The organism is Actinokineospora auranticolor, from assembly GCF_002934265.1.
GTDB lineage: Bacteria > Actinomycetota > Actinomycetes > Mycobacteriales > Pseudonocardiaceae > Actinokineospora > Actinokineospora auranticolor.
Window position 1 is genome coordinate 1 of the sequence record NZ_PTIX01000047.1, and the last position, 16,451, is coordinate 16,451.

Annotated in this window: 16 protein-coding genes and 1 rRNA gene; 14 read left to right on the forward strand and 3 right to left on the reverse strand. The window is 71.8% G+C overall.

Annotation, left to right across the window (positions count from 1 at the left end; all coding sequences use genetic code 11):
• From rrf to CLV40_RS36530, 4 genes are all read left to right on the forward strand, one after another.
• Nucleotides 1-92: ribosomal RNA gene (gene rrf / locus CLV40_RS36510) — 5S ribosomal RNA — on the forward strand; the annotation flags it as partial.
• A 155-nt stretch (nucleotides 93-247) separates the two neighbouring features.
• Nucleotides 248-994 (forward strand): type 1 glutamine amidotransferase, encoded by a 747-nt coding sequence (locus CLV40_RS36515; RefSeq protein WP_104483614.1) that lies wholly within the window; start codon nucleotides 248-250, stop codon nucleotides 992-994.
• A gap of 4 nt (nucleotides 995-998) precedes the next feature.
• Entirely contained in the window at nucleotides 999-3,971 is a 2,973-nt protein-coding gene (locus CLV40_RS36520) for a bifunctional [glutamine synthetase] adenylyltransferase/[glutamine synthetase]-adenylyl-L-tyrosine phosphorylase (protein ID WP_104483615.1), read from the forward strand.
• Nucleotides 3,972-4,655: 684 nt separating this feature from the next.
• Nucleotides 4,656-5,078 carry an acyl-CoA thioesterase gene (locus CLV40_RS36530; protein ID WP_104483617.1) on the forward strand — a complete coding sequence of 141 codons (423 nt, stop codon included), beginning with the start codon at nucleotides 4,656-4,658 and terminating at the stop codon, nucleotides 5,076-5,078.
• Here the strand turns inward: CLV40_RS36530 and CLV40_RS36535 are convergent.
• Together CLV40_RS36535 and glnA are read right to left on the reverse strand one after the other, a co-directional pair.
• Nucleotides 5,075-6,163 (reverse strand): P-loop NTPase family protein, encoded by a 1,089-nt coding sequence (locus CLV40_RS36535; protein WP_104483618.1) that lies wholly within the window; start codon nucleotides 6,161-6,163, stop codon nucleotides 5,075-5,077. The genes CLV40_RS36530 and CLV40_RS36535 overlap by 4 nt on opposite strands.
• Nucleotides 6,164-6,649: 486 nt before the next feature.
• On the reverse strand, nucleotides 6,650-8,074 hold the full coding sequence (gene glnA / locus CLV40_RS36540) for a type I glutamate--ammonia ligase (protein WP_104483619.1): 1,425 nt from the start codon (nucleotides 8,072-8,074) through the stop codon (nucleotides 6,650-6,652).
• Nucleotides 8,075-8,318: 244 nt separating this feature from the next.
• On the opposite strand from glnA, the gene CLV40_RS36545 reads away from it, so the two are divergent.
• Together CLV40_RS36545 and CLV40_RS36550 are read left to right on the forward strand one after the other, a co-directional pair.
• The gene (locus CLV40_RS36545; protein WP_104483620.1) at nucleotides 8,319-8,804 is read left to right on the forward strand and encodes an RDD family protein; all 486 of its coding nucleotides are present in this window, start codon (nucleotides 8,319-8,321) and stop codon (nucleotides 8,802-8,804) included.
• Nucleotides 8,805-8,908: 104 nt separating this feature from the next.
• A complete protein-coding gene (locus CLV40_RS36550) occupies nucleotides 8,909-9,691 on the forward strand; it encodes a GNAT family N-acetyltransferase (RefSeq protein ID WP_104483621.1) in 783 nt (260 codons plus the stop codon).
• 52 nt (nucleotides 9,692-9,743) lie between these two features.
• On the opposite strand, the gene CLV40_RS36555 is transcribed toward CLV40_RS36550, so the two are convergent.
• Entirely contained in the window at nucleotides 9,744-10,472 is a 729-nt protein-coding gene (locus tag CLV40_RS36555; RefSeq protein ID WP_104483622.1) for a DUF4191 domain-containing protein, read from the reverse strand.
• A gap of 62 nt (nucleotides 10,473-10,534) precedes the next feature.
• Here CLV40_RS36555 and CLV40_RS36560 point away from each other — a divergent pair, with 62 nt between their 5' ends.
• From CLV40_RS36560 to CLV40_RS40170, 8 genes are all read left to right on the forward strand, one after another.
• A complete protein-coding gene (locus tag CLV40_RS36560) occupies nucleotides 10,535-12,640 on the forward strand; it encodes an ATP-dependent DNA helicase UvrD2 (RefSeq protein WP_104483623.1) in 2,106 nt (701 codons plus the stop codon).
• Between the two features lie 134 nt (nucleotides 12,641-12,774).
• Entirely contained in the window at nucleotides 12,775-13,047 is a 273-nt protein-coding gene (locus CLV40_RS37620) for a hypothetical protein (protein ID WP_146108415.1), read from the forward strand.
• Nucleotides 13,048-13,178: 131 nt separating this feature from the next.
• A complete protein-coding gene (locus CLV40_RS36565; RefSeq protein WP_104483624.1) occupies nucleotides 13,179-13,565 on the forward strand; it encodes a WhiB family transcriptional regulator in 387 nt (128 codons plus the stop codon).
• Complete coding sequence (locus CLV40_RS36570) at nucleotides 13,562-13,777, forward strand: hypothetical protein (RefSeq protein ID WP_104483625.1); 216 nt, start codon at nucleotides 13,562-13,564, stop codon at nucleotides 13,775-13,777. The genes CLV40_RS36565 and CLV40_RS36570 overlap by 4 nt, the downstream gene beginning before the upstream one ends.
• 183 nt (nucleotides 13,778-13,960) lie before the next feature.
• Nucleotides 13,961-14,593 carry a DUF742 domain-containing protein gene (locus CLV40_RS36575; protein ID WP_104483628.1) on the forward strand — a complete coding sequence of 211 codons (633 nt, stop codon included), beginning with the start codon at nucleotides 13,961-13,963 and terminating at the stop codon, nucleotides 14,591-14,593.
• A gap of 9 nt (nucleotides 14,594-14,602) precedes the next feature.
• Complete coding sequence (locus CLV40_RS36580) at nucleotides 14,603-15,481, forward strand: methyltransferase (protein ID WP_104483626.1); 879 nt, start codon at nucleotides 14,603-14,605, stop codon at nucleotides 15,479-15,481.
• Nucleotides 15,482-16,019: 538 nt separating this feature from the next.
• A complete protein-coding gene (locus CLV40_RS40980; protein WP_104483627.1) occupies nucleotides 16,020-16,235 on the forward strand; it encodes a hypothetical protein in 216 nt (71 codons plus the stop codon).
• Between the two features lie 107 nt (nucleotides 16,236-16,342).
• Nucleotides 16,343-16,451: transposase domain-containing protein (locus tag CLV40_RS40170; protein ID WP_281261684.1), on the forward strand; the 109-nt coding region annotated here is incomplete at its 3' end.

Consider the following 16,451-nt stretch of genomic DNA (forward strand, 5'->3'; position numbering starts at 1 on the left):
CGCCCGGTCCCATCCCGAACCCGGAAGCTAAGCCCACCAGCGCCGATGGTACTGCACTCGTGAGGGTGTGGGAGAGTAGGACGCCGCCGGACTCATTTTCGCGATAGCCCCCTCACTTCGGTGAGGGGGCTATCGCCATTTCCGGGTCTTTTCGGTTTTCGGGTGCTGAAGCGGCTGACGGCTGCCTGCGGGCGATCTTGCTCGCCTCGGCGGAGCCGAGGCCAGGTCACTGGCATACGCTGCACCAGTGACCTCGGTACGAGTTCTGGTGCTCCAGCTCGACGACTCCGCTCCGCCCGCGCGCCTGGCCGACTGGCTGGTCGACGCCGGGGCCGACCCGCGGATCGTCCGACCCGACCGAGAACCTGTCCCGGACGACTACCGAGCTGTCGTGTGTCTCGGTGGTCCGATGGGTGCCAACGACGTCATCGGCCACCCGTGGCTGGCAGCTGTCCGCAGGCTCCTCAGCACCTGCGTCACCAACCGGACGCCGGTGCTGGCCATCTCGCTCGGTGCCCAGCTCCTCGCGGTCGCCACCGGCGGTGTGGTTGAGCCCGGTGCCGATGGACCCGAGGTTGGCAGCGGCCTGGTCGCCAAACGCGACCTGGGTTGGGCCGATCCGCTCTTCGCCGACCTGCCGCTCATGCCGGATGTCATCCAGTTCCACCGGGACGTCATTTCCCGGCTCCCGGTCGACGGGGCCCTGCTCGCCTCCGCGACCCGCTACCCCAACCAGGCCTTCCGCGTCGGGGCCACGGCCTACGGGCTCCAGTTCCACATCGAGACCACCCCGGACCTCTTGCTCTCCTGGGCGGAAGACGATCCGGAAGCGGCCGAGTTCGCCAGGCCAGGGGATCTCGAAACCGAGCGGCTGGCCGAACTGCACGCCGATGTCGAGGAAGTCTGGAAGCCGTTCGTGGCGCGGTTCGTGGGATTGGCGCGCGGCGAACTCGCGCCGGTCGAAAGCTCCCGGCCGCAGCTCCCGATGATCTGACGCCATGGCTGACCGCGCCCGATCGATCTCGTCCGCAGCCCGGTTCGGGCTCACCGACCCGCGCGCCGAGCAGGACCTGCGGGCCGCCGGGCTGTGGGGTGACTCGGGGCCCCAGCACGAGGTCATCCTCACCGCCCTGTCCCGCACCCCGGACCCGGACCTGGCCCTGCGCGGCCTGGACCGCATCCGGGAGTCCGCGCCGGACAGCTGGCCGGAACTGCGCGACGCTCTGGAGACCGACCGCAGGCTGCGGGGGCGGCTGATCGCAGTGCTCGGCTCGTCCAGCGCGTTCACCGACTTCCTCGCCGCGCACCCCGGGCAGTGGCGCAGGCTCGACGGCGGCGGCACCCCGGTGGAGCACTACACCCAGGCCCTCTACGAGGCGGTGGAAGCCGAAGGCGACCACCGCGTCGCCAAGGTGCGGGGCGCCGACGCCGTGCGCAGGCTCAAGGCCGCCTACCGCGGACTGCTGATGGAGGTCGCCGCCGACGACCTCGGCCACGTCGTCGAGTCCACCGCCGCCCGGTTCACCTACGACGAGATAGCCCGCCAGCTCAGCGAACTGGCCGACGCCGCATTGCGGGCGGCGCTCGCCGTGGCCTGGGCGGAGAGCGGCAGCTCGGGTTCGGCGCGGGTCGCGGTCATCGCGATGGGCAAGTGCGGTGGCCAGGAACTGAACTACGTCAGCGACGTCGACGTCGTCTTCGTCGGCGACGGGGACCTCGCGGTGGCGACGCGGGTCGCCAGCGCGCTCATGCGGGTCGCGGGCGAGGCCTGCTTCGAGGTCGACGCGAACCTGCGCCCCGAGGGCCGCAACGGCGCCCTGGTCCGCACCCTCGACGGACACGGCACCTACTACAAGCGCTGGGCCAAGACCTGGGAGTTCCAGGCCCTGCTCAAGGCGCGGCCGGTCGCGGGTGACGCGGAACTGGGCCAGGGCTACCTCGACACCGTGAGCCCGATGGTCTGGCACGCCGCGAACCGGGACAACTTCGTCCCCGAGGTGCAGGCCATGCGCAGGCGCGTCGAGGACCACGTGCCGTCCGAACTCGTCGACCGCGAGCTGAAGCTGGGCCGCGGCGGGCTGCGCGACGTCGAGTTCGCCGTGCAGCTGCTGCAACTGGTGCACGGTCGCACCGACGAGCTGCTGCGCCTCGGCTCCACTGTGGACGCCCTGGCCGCGCTCGGCGCGGGCGGGTACGTCGGCCGCACCGACTCCGCCGAACTCGCCGACTCGTACCGGTTCCTGCGCACCCTCGAGCACCGGCTCCAGCTGCAGCGGCTGCGCCGCACGCACCTGTTCCCGGCCGACCAGGAGACCGACGAGCTGCGCTGGCTGGCCCGGGCCAGCGGCATCGGGCCCGAGCGCGGCCGCACCGCCGCCCAGGTGCTGCAGTCGGACTTCCGCAGGCACGCCAACCGGATCCGGCGGTTGCACGAGAAGCTGTTCTACCGCCCGCTGCTGGAGGCGGTCTCCCGCGTGCCGACCGAGGCGCTGCGGCTGACCACCGAGGAGGCGCACGCCCGGCTCGCCGCGCTCGGCTACCTCTCCCCGCAGGGCGCGCTCCAGCACATCAAGGCGCTCACCGAGGGCGTGTCGCGGCGCGCGGCGATCCAGTCCGCGCTGCTGCCGGTGCTGCTCGACCTGCTCGGCAACACCCCCGACCCGGACGGCGGCCTGCTGGCGTACCGCAAGGTGTCCGAGGCGCTGTCCGGCACGCCCTGGTACCTGCGCGTGCTGCGCGACGAGGGTGCCGTCGCCGAGCGGCTGGCGACCCTGCTCGGCACGTCGAGGTTCGTGCCCGACCTGGTGGTGCGCGCGCCCGAGGTGCTGCGGATGCTGGGCGACCCCAAGGAGCTGACCTCGCGCGACCCGGCCGAGGTGGCGGGGTCGCTGCGCGCGGCGGTGCGCAGGCACGGGTACCTCGGCAACGCCGTCGCCGCGGCCCGGTCGCTGCGCAGGCACGAGCTCCTGCGGATCGCGTGCGCGGACCTGCTCGGCTTCACCGACGTGCTGACGGTGTGCGCGGGGCTGTCGAGCGTGTGGGGCGCGGTGCTGCAGGCCTCGCTGGAAGCCGTCGACCGGGCGGAGGCCGCGGCGGCGGGGGGTCACCTGGCGACCGTCGCGGTGATCGGGATGGGCAGGCTCGGCGGCAGCGAGCTGGGGTACGGCTCCGACGCCGACGTCATGTTCGTCTGCCAGCCCGCGCCGGGGGTGTCCGACGAGGACGCGCTCAAGTACGCCGGTCGGGTCGCCCAGGCGGTGCGCAAGCTGCTGGGTTCGCCGAGCCAGGACCCGCCGTTGCAGGTGGACGTCGACCTGCGGCCGGAGGGCAGGCAGGGGCCGATCGTGCGCACGCTCGAGTCCTACCGCGCGTACTACGCCCAGTGGGGTGAGGTGTGGGAGGCGCAGGCGCTGCTGCGGGCGCGCCCGGTCGCCGGTGACGCGGAGCTGGGGGCCCGGTTCATCGCGATGATCGACCCGATCCGGTACCCCGGGGGCGGTCTGGACGCCGCGCAGGTGCGGGAGATCCGGCGGATCAAGGCCCGGGTGGACACCGAGCGGTTGCCGCGCGGCGCCGACCCGGCCACGCACACCAAGCTCGGCCGCGGCGGGCTCGCCGACATCGAGTGGACCGTGCAGCTCATCCAGCTGCGCAACGCGCACGCCGTACCCGACCTGCGCACGACCTCCACCATGGACGGTCTGGCCGCGGCGGTCGCCGCCGACCTGCTCACCCCCGACGACGCCGAGGCACTGCGCTCGGCCTGGCTCCTGGCCACCCGGGTCCGCAACGCGGCGACCCTGGTGCGGGGCAAGCAGGCCGACCAACTCCCCACCCACGGCCGGGAACTGGCCGCCGTAGCCGCCGCCATGGGCACCGAACTGACCAAAGACCCAGGCCAATTCCTCGACGACTACCGCCGCACCACCCGCCACGCCCGCGCCGTAGTCGAGCACGTCTTCTACGACTGAGTTGTCCACAGGCGAGCTCTCGCCCGCCCCGGCGCGGCGGCCGTTCTCGGTAGAATTGAGAAATAGGGGTTCCCTTTTCCAGGGGACCCCTCGCTGGCGTTGGGGCGGGTTCATTCAGGGCATGGCGAGCTGAGAGCCATGAAGTGCGACGGACGCCCGCAGGGGGCCGCCGAACTCGACATCCCTCCCGCAGCGCGGGTAGTTGACCTCGCGCGGTTCCGGGTGGGGGCTGGCTGGTCGCAAGAGCTGCTGATCGGCCTGCTGCCCCCAGCAGCACGTCGGTGAAACCGAGCAGGTCCGCGCACGCGATCCGCAGCAGCTCGTGCCTGCGCAGCGACCGGGCCGCGGCGACGGTCGGTAGTGGTGGAGGGTGCTGGATGGTGTGGGCTGTGCTTCGTTCGCGACCCCGCTTGACTTGGCCTCGTGGTGAGGCGTCGTGGTCCGCCAAGGACGGGGCTGCTGATGGTGCCCTCGTTGCGCGGATCTCCCGCTGGTGTTGGGGCGGTCGATTCAGCTGTGGGGTGGGGCATGCGGGGCGGAATGGCAGTCCTTGACCGACGAGCACGAGGGGCAGTTCTTGGCTGGCCTCGCGTGTGCGGGTGAGGCGCTGGGGGCTCGGTGGAGGGTTGAGGCGTGGCTCACCTGCGGGGTGTTCCAGGCCGATCCCGAGGCTACTGTTCGGTAATGACCTGGAGCGTTCGCATTCCGGTGCGTAGCTACGAGCTCGACAGCCTCGGCCACCTCAACCACGCCGTGTACCACCAGTACGCCGAGGTGGCCCGGGTCGAGGGGTTCGCCGCCGCCGGGTGCTCGTGGGACCGGCTGATCTCCTCGGGGTTCGGGCCCGTGATGCTGACCTCGACGATCAACTTCCGCCGCGAGCTGCGCGGCGGTGACGTGGTGGACGTCGACCTGGCCGTCAAGTTCGGTCCCGGCAAGACCTTCAACGTCGACTCGAACATCACCAGGGTGGACGGCACCGTGGCCGCCGAGATCACCTGCCTGCTCGGGCTGATGGACCTCGGCGCGCGCAAGCTGGTCGCCGACCCGAGGGCCGCGTTGGCCCGGTTCGGGTTCGACCTCGGTGCCGTCCAGCCCGGCGACTAGGCCAGGACCTCGCCCGCCTCCAGTTGGGGGACCTCGGCCGACTCGGCGATCGCGCGACGCAGGAGTTCGCCTGCCAGGGCGGGTGATTGCAGGTCCAGCGGCCCGTACACCGGGACGTCCAAACCGGCCTGCGCCTCGCGGATCGCCAAGGGGGAGGCGGTGAGCAGGCCGCTCACCGCCAGCACCGGGTGGTTGCCCGCGCGCAGGCGCTGGACTCCGTAGAGGGCGCCGGAGGAGTCCGCGGCGGAGAACAGGACGCCACTGGTGATGCGGCGGATCTCGGGGCGGTCGAGCAGCTGCGCGGTTTCCGGTTGGAGCAGGCCGTCGGCGATCTCCAGGACGATCGCGTCCACGCCGCGGGCCATCAGGTGCCCGTGCAGCAGCAGGGAACTGGTCACCAGGCGCTCCACCGGGATGCGGAAGGTGGTGGCCATGCCCGCGTCGGTGAAGTCCAGCGCGGCGACGGCGCCCGAGTCGCGGAACAGCCACGGGTCGCCGCCCGCCGCGGTGCCGGTCAGCTTGGCCGCGCCGACCCGCAGCCCGGCCCTGGTCAGGCCGTGCACCAGGGAGGCGCAGGTGGTGGTCTTGCCCGAGTTCATCGACGTGCCCACCACGACGAACGTCGGCGGCTTGCGCAGCGCGGGCAGCGGTGCGCCCAGCGCCAGGTCGGACACGTTGAGCACCTGGCCGTTCTCGTCGCCGACCAGCCCCAACGGGCGCACGGTCGTCGGCGCGCTCACCGCCGCGTTGCGGCTTCGGACCTTGCCCAGCACACCGCCCGCCGCGACCAGGTCGCACGCGCCGAGGTCGTCGGGCAGCTCGGCCTCGAAGTGGTCGGGGGCGTAGCGGGCGCCGTAGGCGGCGAGCATCTCGTCGCCCACGTACAGCTTGGCCTTGCGGCCGTCGGTCAGCTCCAGCACCTGGTGGTAGCCGACCTTGGTCACCTCGGCCAGCACGAGGTCGCCGTGCCGCGGTTGGTGATCGCTGTGGTGGACGAGGGTCAGGCAGGCTCCGCGATCGAGGTTGCGCGCGGAGTAAGCCGTCTTGAGGCGTTCGACGCGCGCGGGATCAAGGGGTGCGAACATGGCGGTTCCTCGGTCGAGAACGGAAGAGGGGGGTCGTGCGTGGAGGGTCGAGCACCACACGGGAACGTCCGAACGAGACCTGCGCGGACGTGGTGCGCGGGAGCGTAAGGCTTGGCGCCCCGGCAAGGGAATCCCGCGTGAGGTCTCGATTCGGAGAACACTGGACCCCACCCAGCTCCAGGCCGCGGGCGGATCGGGTGATCCACCTGATCGGGGGACAAAGCTCCCGGGGACCCGAGTCCGGGGACGGTGCGCGGCAACCGGGCCGTGGTGGACTGGACCAATCCGGGCCGGGACCAGGGCCCGCCGAACGGGTGGTCCACGGTGCCGAGTTCCCATGGCCACCACCGAAGCAGGGCTGACCGGGCTTCGACGCGAGGTGTAACCCGCGGTCCACCGATTAGCCGCGCATACGAAAACGGCCGGTTCCACTGGGCAGTGGAACCGGCCGTCGGCGCGGTCTACCGGGTCAGGCCCGGTAGCCGATCACACGTCGTAGTAGAGACCGAACTCGTACGGGTGGGGGCGCAGGCGGAGCGGGTCGATCTCGTGCTCGCGCTTGAAGGCGACCCAGGTCTCGATGACGTCCGGGGTGAAGACGCCGCCTTCGAGGAGGTAGTCGTGGTCGGCCTCGAGGGCGTTGAGCACGTCACCCAGCGACGCGGGGACCTGCGCGACCTCCTTGGCCTCCTCCGGGGGCAGCTCGTAGAGGTCCTTGTCGATCGGGGCCGGGGGCTCGATCTTGTTCTTCACGCCGTCCAGGCCTGCCATCACGATGGCGGCGAAGGCCAGGTACGGGTTGCCCGACGAGTCGGGGCAGCGGAACTCGACGCGCTTGGCCTTGGCGTTGTTGCCGGTGATCGGGATGCGCACGCAGGCGGAGCGGTTGCGCTGGGAGTAGACCAGGCTGACCGGGGCCTCGTAGCCGGGGACCAGGCGGTGGTAGGAGTTCACCGTCGGGTTGGTGAAGGCCAGCAGCGACGGGGCGTGCGCCAGCAGACCGCCGATGTAGTGCCGGGCGGTGTCGGACAGGCCCGCGTAGCCGGACTCGTCGTGGAACAGCGGCTTGCCGTCCTTCCACAGCGACGAGTGCACGTGCATGCCGGAGCCGTTGTCACCGAAGAGCGGCTTGGGCATGAAGGTGACCGACTTGTCGGCGTGCCACGCGGTGTTCTTGATGACGTACTTGAACAGCTGCAGGTCGTCCGCGGCGTGCAGCAGCGTGTTGAACCGGTAGTTGATCTCGGTCTGGCCGCCGGTGCCGACCTCGTGGTGCGCGCGCTCGACCTTGAAGTCGAGGCCCTGCATGTTCAGCACCATCTGGTCGCGCAGGTCGGCGAAGTGGTCGACCGGCGGGACGGGGAAGTAACCGCCCTTGAAGCGGGTCTTGTAGCCCTTGTTGCCGCCGGGCTCGTCGGCGCCGGTGTTCCACCAGCCCTCGACCGAGTCGATCTCGTGGAACGAGCCGTTCTCGGTGTAGTCGAAGCGGACCGAGTCGAAGATGTAGAACTCCGCCTCGGGGCCGAAGTACGCGGTGTCGGCGAAGCCGGACTCGGCGATGTACTGCTCGGCCTTGCGCGCGATGTTGCGCGGGTCGCGGGTGTAGGCCTCGCGGGTGAACGGGTCGTGCACGAAGAAGTTCAGGATCAGCGTCTTCTCGATCCGGAACGGGTCGATGCGCGCGGTGTACGGGTCGGGCAGCAGCAGCATGTCCGACTCGTGGATCGACTGGAAGCCGCGCACGGACGAGCCGTCGAAGGCCAGGCCCTCGGTGAACGCGTCCTCGTCGAAGGCGTCGGCGGGGAGGGTGAAGTGCTGCATGACGCCCGGCAGGTCGCAGAACCGGACATCGACGAACTTCACGCCCTCGTCGGCGATGAAGCGCAAGACCTCGTCGGGAGAGTTGAACACGCTGGGTTACTCCTTCGTCTGCTCGCAGGACCTTGACCGGCCCACCGCGCGAGTGGGCAGTCGAACCGCGGTGCCCGCTCGGTGATGACGCTATGAGTACGGTGTTGCCCGACCGCTACCCGGATGTTTCGCTGGTGTTAACGACACCCCGTGGCGACCGACACACCTCGGTCCGGCCCTGGCAGAGCATGCCGGCCGGACGCCCCGGGGGCACCTCGTGCGGCCACCGGCCTACCCTGGTGCGGTGAGCAGATGGACCGGAACCTGGCTGTCCGGCCCCGGCGCGGCCATCGAGCCGACCGACGGCCCCGTCCGCTACCGCGGTGAGCGCCTCGGGCTGCCGGAGCGCGGTGCGGGCTCGGTCGCGTCCAACGGCATCCGGTTGGGCGCCTACGCCATCGACCTGGTGCTGTCGTCCCTGGTGACGTCGCTGTTCATCCGCCCCGACTACAGCGGTGACCAGTCGGAGATGTGGCGGTTCAACTACCTCGCGATCCTCGTCTGGTTCCTCATCACCGTGGTCGGCACCTCGCTCACCGGGTTCACGCCGGGCAAGGTGCTGCTGGGGCTGCGGGTGGTGCGCATGGACGGCACCGCGCTGATCGGTCCGCACCGGGTCATCCCGCGCACGGTCCTCACCGCGTTCGTCCTGCCCGCCGGGATCACCGACAAGGACGGTCGCGGCCTGCACGACCGGCTGGTCGGCACGATCGTGCTCCGCACCCGCTGACCACGGCCGGTCACCGCGACCGACCCGACCCGGTCGACGCCGCCCACGTCCGGGTGACCGAATAATGCCGCGCGCCCGGACCGCCGGTTGGCTACTGTCCGCGCGTGCCGAACGCCGAATCACCGGGATCCACCGCCGTCCGGATCGCCGACGCCCAGCTCGCGGGCCTGAGCCGCGCTCGCCGGGTGGTCCGCGCCGGGCCGTTCGCCGGGCTGCTGGCGGTCGGCGCGCCCGACTACCTGTCGTACGCGGTCGCCACGCACCCCGGTGACCCGGTTGCCGACGCGGTCGCGGTGGCCGAGTCGGTCGAGGTGCTGCGCGGGGTCTTCCCGCCGGGCGGGCTGCGCTTCGAGCTGATCACGCAGGCCTGTCCGGGCGCGGTCGAGCTGCTGGTCGTCGCGGGGTTCGAGATCTCGGCGAGCGTCCCGCTGCTGGTCCTGGACCCGGCGGAGGCGGTCGTTCCGCGCCAGCCGTCGCACGGTGTGGAGTTGGTGCACGTGCGCGCGGAAGCCGATCTGGTCGCGGGTGCCGAGGTGGCGGCCGCGGCCTTCGGCATGCCCGGCGCCGCGCCCGCCGGACCGGCCCCGGAGCCCGTCGACGGTGGTTCGGTGCTGGCCCGGATAGCCGGTGAACCGGTGGCTGTGGCCTCTTGGACCCAGGTCGCCGACGGCGTCACCGAGATAGTCGGCGTCGCCACCGCCGAGGCCCACCGCGGCCGAGGACTGGGCGCCCTGGTCACCGCGCACGCCGTGCGGCTGGCCGCCGAGCTCGGCGGCGCCACCCTGACCTGGCTGACCCCCGGCGACCCCACCGCCGACCGCGTCTACTGCCGCGTCGGGTTCACCCCGGTCGCCAACGCCGTGCACCTGGCCGAGCGGCAGGTGTGAAAAAGCCCGGCCCGGGCGAGGCGGACCGGGCAGGCTGACGAGCGTCGGGGGACTAGCGGCGGCGCATCGCGCGCTGCACGTTGCGCATCTTCGCGCCCGCGGGCATCGGGCCCTTGGGCAGCGCGGCGCCCCGGGTCGCGATCGCGGCCAGGCGCTTCTCCACGCCGTCGATCTGCGCGGGACGCAGGTTGTTGGGGAGCTTCATCAGGTGCCGCTGCAGGTGCCGCAGGCCGACCTGACCCTCCTCGTTGCCGACGACGACGTCGTAGATCGGGGTGTCGCCGACCAGCCGGGAGATCCGCTTCTTCTCCTGGGCGAGCAGCGTCTTCACCCGGTGCGGGGCGCCCTCGGCGACCAGGATGACGCCGGGTCGGCCGATCACCCGGTGCACCGCGTCGAGCTGGGTGGTGCCCGCGACCGTGGGGGTGACCCGCCAGCGGCCGCGCATGTTCTCCAGCGCCCACGCCGCGGCGCCGGGCTGGCCGTCGGCCTTGCCGTAGACCGTGCGCTGCACCCGGCGGCCGAAGATCACCAGCGCGGCGAGCAGGCCGAACATGATGCCGACCGGCAGCAGGAACCACTGGATGCCCAGCAGCCAGCCGATGCCGAACACCACGCCGGTGATGACCAGCAGGGCGCCGAGCATCCAGGGGATCAGGCCCTTGTCTTCCTTGCGCTGCATGGTGAACGCCTGGAAGATCTGGCCGCGCTTGGCCTTGGAGGCCGCCTTGCGCTCTTTCTTCGCCGCGGCGGCTGCCGCTTTGTCCTGCTTGTCAGCCATAACCACCAGGATACGGGGCGCCGTCCCCCGGTTGGTGCCCGCGCTCTGTAAGGATGCTCCGCATGACCGGCGGACCCTCCTCCCTGCTCGCCGGGCTCGACCCGGACCAGCTCGCCGCCGTGACCGCCCCCCGGGGCCCGGTGTGCGTGCTCGCGGGGGCGGGCACCGGCAAGACCCGCACGATCGTCACCCGGATCGGGTACCTGATCCACTCCGGGCACGTGGCGGCGGGGCAGGTCCTGGCGGTCACGTTCACCGCGCGGGCGGCGGGGGAGATGCGCACCCGGCTGCGCGCGATGGACATCCACGCCGCGCAGGCGCGCACGTTCCACGCCGCCGCGCTGCGCCAGCTGCGCTACTTCTGGCCGCGGGTCGTCGGCGACGCGCCGTGGGACCTGCTGGACGGGAAGCTGCGGCTGGTCGGGCAGGCCGCGCACCGGGCCGGGGTGGGCACCGAGCGCGACACCCTGCGCGACCTGGCAGGCGAGATCGAGTGGGCCAAGGCGTCGCTGATCGCGCCGGAGGACTACCCGGCCGAGGTGGCCAGGGCGCGCCGCGACACCCCGGCGACGGCCGAGCTGGTGGCGAAGGTCTACGCCGGGTACGAGTCGCTCAAGACCGCCGCGCGGCTGCTCGACTTCGACGACCTGCTGCTGCACACCGCCGCCGCGCTGGAGGAGCACAGCGAGGTCGCCGAGGAGTTCCGCGACCGGTACCGGTGCTTCGTCGTCGACGAGTACCAGGACGTCACCCCGCTGCAGCAGCGCGTGCTCGACGCCTGGCTCGGCCGCCGCGACGACCTGACCGTGGTCGGCGACGCCAACCAGACCATCTACTCGTTCGCGGGCGCCTCGCCGCGCCCGCTGCTGGACTTCGGCCGCCGCTTCCCGGAGGCCACGGTCGTCCGGCTGGAACGCGACTACCGGTCCACGCCCGAGGTCGTGTCGCTGGCCAACCAGGTCATCAGCGCGGCCCGCGACCGGCCCGCCGGGTCCCGGCTGCGGCTGGTCGGGCAGCGGCCCAAGGGCCCGGATCCGCGCTTCGCCGAGTTCGACGACGAGCCCGCGGAGGCCGCGGCGGTCGCCGGGCGGGTCAAGGAGCTGGTCGACGCGGGCACGCCGCTGAGCGAGATCGCCGTGCTCTACCGGATCAACGCCCAGTCCGAGGTCTTCGAGCAGGCGCTGGCCCAGGTGGACGTGCCGTACCTGGTGCGCGGCGGGGAGCGGTTCTTCGCCAGGCAGGAGGTGCGGCAGGCGATGGCCGCGGTGCGCACGGCGGCGGTCAACGCGCCGGGCGGCGGCGACCTGCCCGCGCTGGTACGGGCGGTGCTCGTGCCGCTCGGCCTCACCGACGAGCCGCCCGCGGGCGGGACGGCGCGGGAGCGGTGGGAGTCGCTGCTGGCCCTGGTCGAGTTGGCCGAGGAGCTGGCGTCGACGGTGCCGGACGCGGACCTGCCGCGCTACGCCGCCGAGCTCGACCAGCGGGCGCAGGCCCAGCACCCGCCGACGGTGGAGGGCGTGACGCTGGCGTCGTTGCACGCGGCGAAGGGCCTGGAGTGGGACGCGGTGTTCCTCGTCGGGCTGGTCGACGGCACCATGCCGATCCAGCACGCGGACGGCGACGACGTGGCCATCGAGGAGGAGCGGCGGCTGCTCTACGTCGGCGTCACCCGGGCCCGCGAGCACCTGTCGTTGTCCTGGTCGCTCGCGCGCACCGAGGGCGGCGCGCGCTACCGCAGGCGCAGCCGGTTCCTCTACGGGCTGATCCCGGAGAACCACCCGGCCGCGCGGGTGGCGGCGCGCCGGTCGGAGCCGCCGCGGCAGGCGATGGGGCGCGGGATGAACCCGGTCCGCTACTGCCGGGTGTGCGGGGACAAGCTGGTCGGCACCATGCCGATCAAGCTGGGGCGCTGCGAGAGCTGCCCGGCCGAGGTCGACCAGGGGCTGCTGGAGCGGCTGCGCGAGTGGCGGGTCGAGCGGTCGAAGGGGCTGCGGGTGCCCGCGTACGTGATCTTCACCGACGCCACCCTGCTGGCGATCGCCGAACAACGTCCGGCGGACCGGGCCGCGCTCGTGTCGATTTCCGGCATCGGGGCCGCCAAGCTGGACAAATTCGGGGACGAGGTGCTCGGGCTGGTGACGGGCGCCCCCCGTTCGGACGAAGTGTGACCGTCGTCACCTGAACATCTGGAAAATCGGTTGCACGGCCTCCGCAAGGGCCAATAACCTGCAATGGCCGGGCACGAAGTGCCCGACAAGACTTCCAAGACGACTTCGAGACTCCTGAGAGGGAGGTGGCCCCCGTGCGCAGCAACCAGATGACGCTGATCCCAGGTGGCTCCTTGCCGTCCCGGGGTCTTGCCGCGTGCGGGGTCCAGGTCGCTGTGCGGCCTGGGGCGTGGCGTGAGCGAGTCGCAACCTTCCAGGGCACCGGTGTGTTCACCGAAGGCCCGAACGCGACGTCGCACAACAACACGACCGTCACGGCGGATCTAACCGCCCTGACGTACGCCCGTGGCATCGATTTTGTCCAGGTCGAGAGCAAGCCGTCCGCAGCCTCAGGCTGGAGGACTTGACGCGCCGTCAAGAACTCCTGGCCCTGAGGCCGCGGACTCCGACACCGGAGACCGCGGCCTTTTTGTTTGCCCAACAACGTCACAAATCAATGGTTTTCCCAGTTCAGACCACACACCAGGAGTTCAAGACCATGTCAACCGCCACCGCTCCGCTGACCAGCGGAGCGCTTTCGGACCTCCTCGGACCCCCGGGCTCCGGGGTGAGCGAGCTGCTCGACGCGGCTCCCTCGGCCGGGTTGGACCTGCCGTGCCGTTCCAGTGACAACCCCGACCTGTGGTTCGCCGACACCCCGGCCGAGCTCGAGCGCGCCAAGGGCCTCTGCGGCGACTGCCCGGTCCGCTCGGCCTGCCTGGCCTCGGCGCTCGCGCGGCACGAGCCGTGGGGCGTGTGGGGCGGCGAGATCTTCGAGCGCGGCGTCGTCATCGCGCGCAAGCGGCCCCGTGGTCGCCCGCGCAAGGAGGACGTTGCCAGGGACGCGGCGACCGACGCCGCCCGTGCACAGGAGGTCGCGGCGTGAACGCCCAGTTCGAGACACCGATGTACGCCTTCAAGCCAGAGGGATCCCCGCAAATGTTGCTGTATGAAAACCTCGCGAGAGCGCGAACGCGCGAGGCGGAGCAGACGGCGCGCACGCACCGCCTGGTCCGCCGGCTGAGCGCGGCCAAGCGCTGGGAGCGGGTTTCCAGGTGGGCGGCACGGCGCGCCGATCGCGTCGCCGCCGACCTGTAACCGGCTCTCCACTGGGGAACGCGGAGCCCGTCACCTCGACCTGGGGTGACGGGCTTCGGCCGTTCGGGTGGAGAAACACCAAGGCGACGACGAAGCCGCCAACCCGGACGCGGCGCGGGTTACCGTGGGCTGCCCTGTCCACGACGCGGCTGTGGGGCTGACGTGGTGATGTACAGCGATGACATGAGCGCCGCGGGCGGTAGACGCGGGCGCGCGGCCGAGGCGGGTACCCGCTTCGACATCCCCTTCGACGAGGACGACGTCCTGTTCCCAGCCGACACCCCGACCGACGTCGGGCTGGTCGGTGTGCGCCCGCCCCGGCCGTACCCGTTCGACGACCCGCTGCCCCACGCCGAGGCGAGCGGCTACTTCCGGTCGGCCGTCGACCTGTTCGGGCCCGCCGAGGCGCACTCGGCGACGGTCGAGGTCGAGCCGGTCCCCGAGCCGTCGCCGCCGGTGGAACGGCTGACGGACGAGCAGTGGCTGAACCGGCCCGAGTCGCACGCGCTCGTGCGCCCCTACGCGCTGACCCGCGGCCGCACCCACGTCCGCGGCGACCTGGCCGTCGAGACGCTGGTGTCGACCGTCGACGCCACCGCCGCGCGGTCCTGGGAGCACCGGGTGGTGACGGACCTGTGCGCGCGGCCCCGGTCGGTCGCCGAGGTCGCCGCGCTGATCCCGGTCCCGCTCGGCGTCGCGCGGGTGCTGATCAGCGACCTGGCCGACGCGGGCGCGCTGCTGGTGCACGCCGTGGTCGAGGGCGCCCCGGACGTCGCGTTCATGAGTCGCGTGCTGACGGGTCTGCGCAACCTCTAGGTTCCCCGCATGGCGAGTCACACGCACGACGGGATCGACTGGACGGTTCGGCTGGCGGCGATGCGCCGCGCCGACGACACCAAGGCCGAGGTGGGTGCCTGGGTCGCGCAGCGGCTCGTGGACCCGCTGCCCGACGGCGCCACCGTGGTCGACGTGGGGGCGGGCGCAGGCGGGATGGCGGCCGCTTTCGCCGCGGCCCTGGCCGCCCGCCGCGGCGGGCGGATCGTGCTGGTCGACGCGGTACCCCAGCTGCAGGCGGCGGCGGTCGAACGGGTGCGGGCGGTGGCGGGGGACCGGGTAGAGGTCGTGCCCGTCCTGGCCGACGCGGCCGACCCGGGCCTGGTCGACGTGGTGCCCGCGGCGGACCTGGTGTGGGCGTCCGGGATCGTGCACCACCTGCCGAACCAGATCGTCGGCCTGACGGGTTTGGCCGCGCTGCTGCGTCCGGGCGGTTGGTTGGCGCTGGGGGAGGGTGGGCTGAACACCCGCTGCCTGCCGTGGGACCTGGGTATTGGTGAACCCGGCCTGCAAGACCGACTGGTGGCCGCCCGCGATGCCTGGTTCGCGGACATGCGGGCGGGGATCGGTGGTGTTGTCCGGCTCCCGGTCGGGTGGAACCGGGCACTCGGCGACATCGGCCTCCACCTGGCCGGGACGTTCAGCTACCTGGTCGACCTCCCCGCTCCCGCGGCCGAACCGGTCCGCCGATCCGTGGCCGACTGGTTGCACGGCCTCGCCACCATCGCGGGCGATCGGCTGTCCCAGGCTGACCGGGACACCGTCACCCGGTTGTTGGATGAGGACGGCCCGGACTGGATCGTCCACCGCGACGACACCTTCATCCTCAGCGCCGCCACCGTCCACCTCGCGACCAAACCCGACGCGTAGCCGCCCGCCAAGATCATCTGCGCCGGTTGCGGTTGTCCACATGCCTGGATCTCATCCACAGGAAATCTCGGCCCCGTTCCCGCAGCCCCAACGCCGATAGACTGGAGCAGGGCCGTGCCCCCAGAGGTGGGCGGGGGCTTGTGCGGGGTCGGGGTGGTGATCTTCGTGTCAGCAGGGGTGCGTGGCTGGCGTGTGGCTGAGCAGTACCGAGGTCCTGGACTTCTCATCACACTTGCGGCCGGCTCGGCCGGAGGGGAAGCGGTCGCACGGCGCCGCTGCTCTAGAGCGAACCGAGGTTGTGGGCATTGTTCGGCCGGCGCCCGGCACGGGGCAGGGGTGGTCGTGGTGGGCAGGCCCGCGACGATCGGGGCATGCCGGTCGCGGTCGGGCCAGGCACAAGGTGGCTGCCTGAGTTGGCGATGCGGCGATTCGCGGACCCCGACTCGGGACGGGCCAGGACCGATGCGCGGGACGCGTTCGTCATCGTCGACTCGACTCGGCTCGTTCGCTGCGCTCGGTCGACGTCGGCGAGGACGCCTTGGTCGAGCTGGAGATCCTGGTCGGGTTCGATGACGACCTGGCCGACGAGGCCACTCGCATAGCCAACCGCGTCCGGGGATTGCGCACACGACGCGCACCTCTCGCCGAGGGCCTGACCTGGGTGCCCGACATCGGGGTCAGGACCACCGCCCGCATCCTGCTGGAGATCGGCGACACCGCCGGTTTCGCTGGCTCGGCGCACGTGACCGCCTAGGCCCAATGCCGGTCGGTTAGGTCATGGCGGGGCTGTAGCCTGCGGTGGTGGATCTTGGGTTGGGTGTGCGCGAGGGCGGCGGTCTGGCCGACCGAGCTGCGGTTGGTGTGCTGACTCGGACGTTTCCGGTGGAGTTGGTCGATCGGGTCATTGACCAGTATTGGCGTCGGGAACAGCGGACCCGCGCATTGCCTGCTCGGTTGGTCTTCTATTTCA

Bases quoted from the DNA above. Each gene is read 5' to 3' on its own strand.
- CLV40_RS36520 (WP_104483615.1), top strand. From the start codon at position 999: ATGGCTGACCGCGCCCGATCGATCTCGTCCGCAGCCCGGTTCGGGCTC.
- CLV40_RS36530 (WP_104483617.1), top strand. From the start codon at position 4,656: ATGACCTGGAGCGTTCGCATTCCGGTGCGTAGCTACGAGCTCGACAGC.
- CLV40_RS36535 (WP_104483618.1), bottom strand. From the start codon at position 6,163: ATGTTCGCACCCCTTGATCCCGCGCGCGTCGAACGCCTCAAGACGGCT.
- CLV40_RS36555 (WP_104483622.1), bottom strand. From the start codon at position 10,472: ATGGCTGACAAGCAGGACAAAGCGGCAGCCGCCGCGGCGAAGAAAGAG.
- CLV40_RS36560 (WP_104483623.1), top strand. From the start codon at position 10,535: ATGACCGGCGGACCCTCCTCCCTGCTCGCCGGGCTCGACCCGGACCAG.
- CLV40_RS36565 (WP_104483624.1), top strand. From the start codon at position 13,179: ATGTCAACCGCCACCGCTCCGCTGACCAGCGGAGCGCTTTCGGACCTC.
- CLV40_RS36575 (WP_104483628.1), top strand. From the start codon at position 13,961: ATGAGCGCCGCGGGCGGTAGACGCGGGCGCGCGGCCGAGGCGGGTACC.
- CLV40_RS36580 (WP_104483626.1), top strand. From the start codon at position 14,603: ATGGCGAGTCACACGCACGACGGGATCGACTGGACGGTTCGGCTGGCG.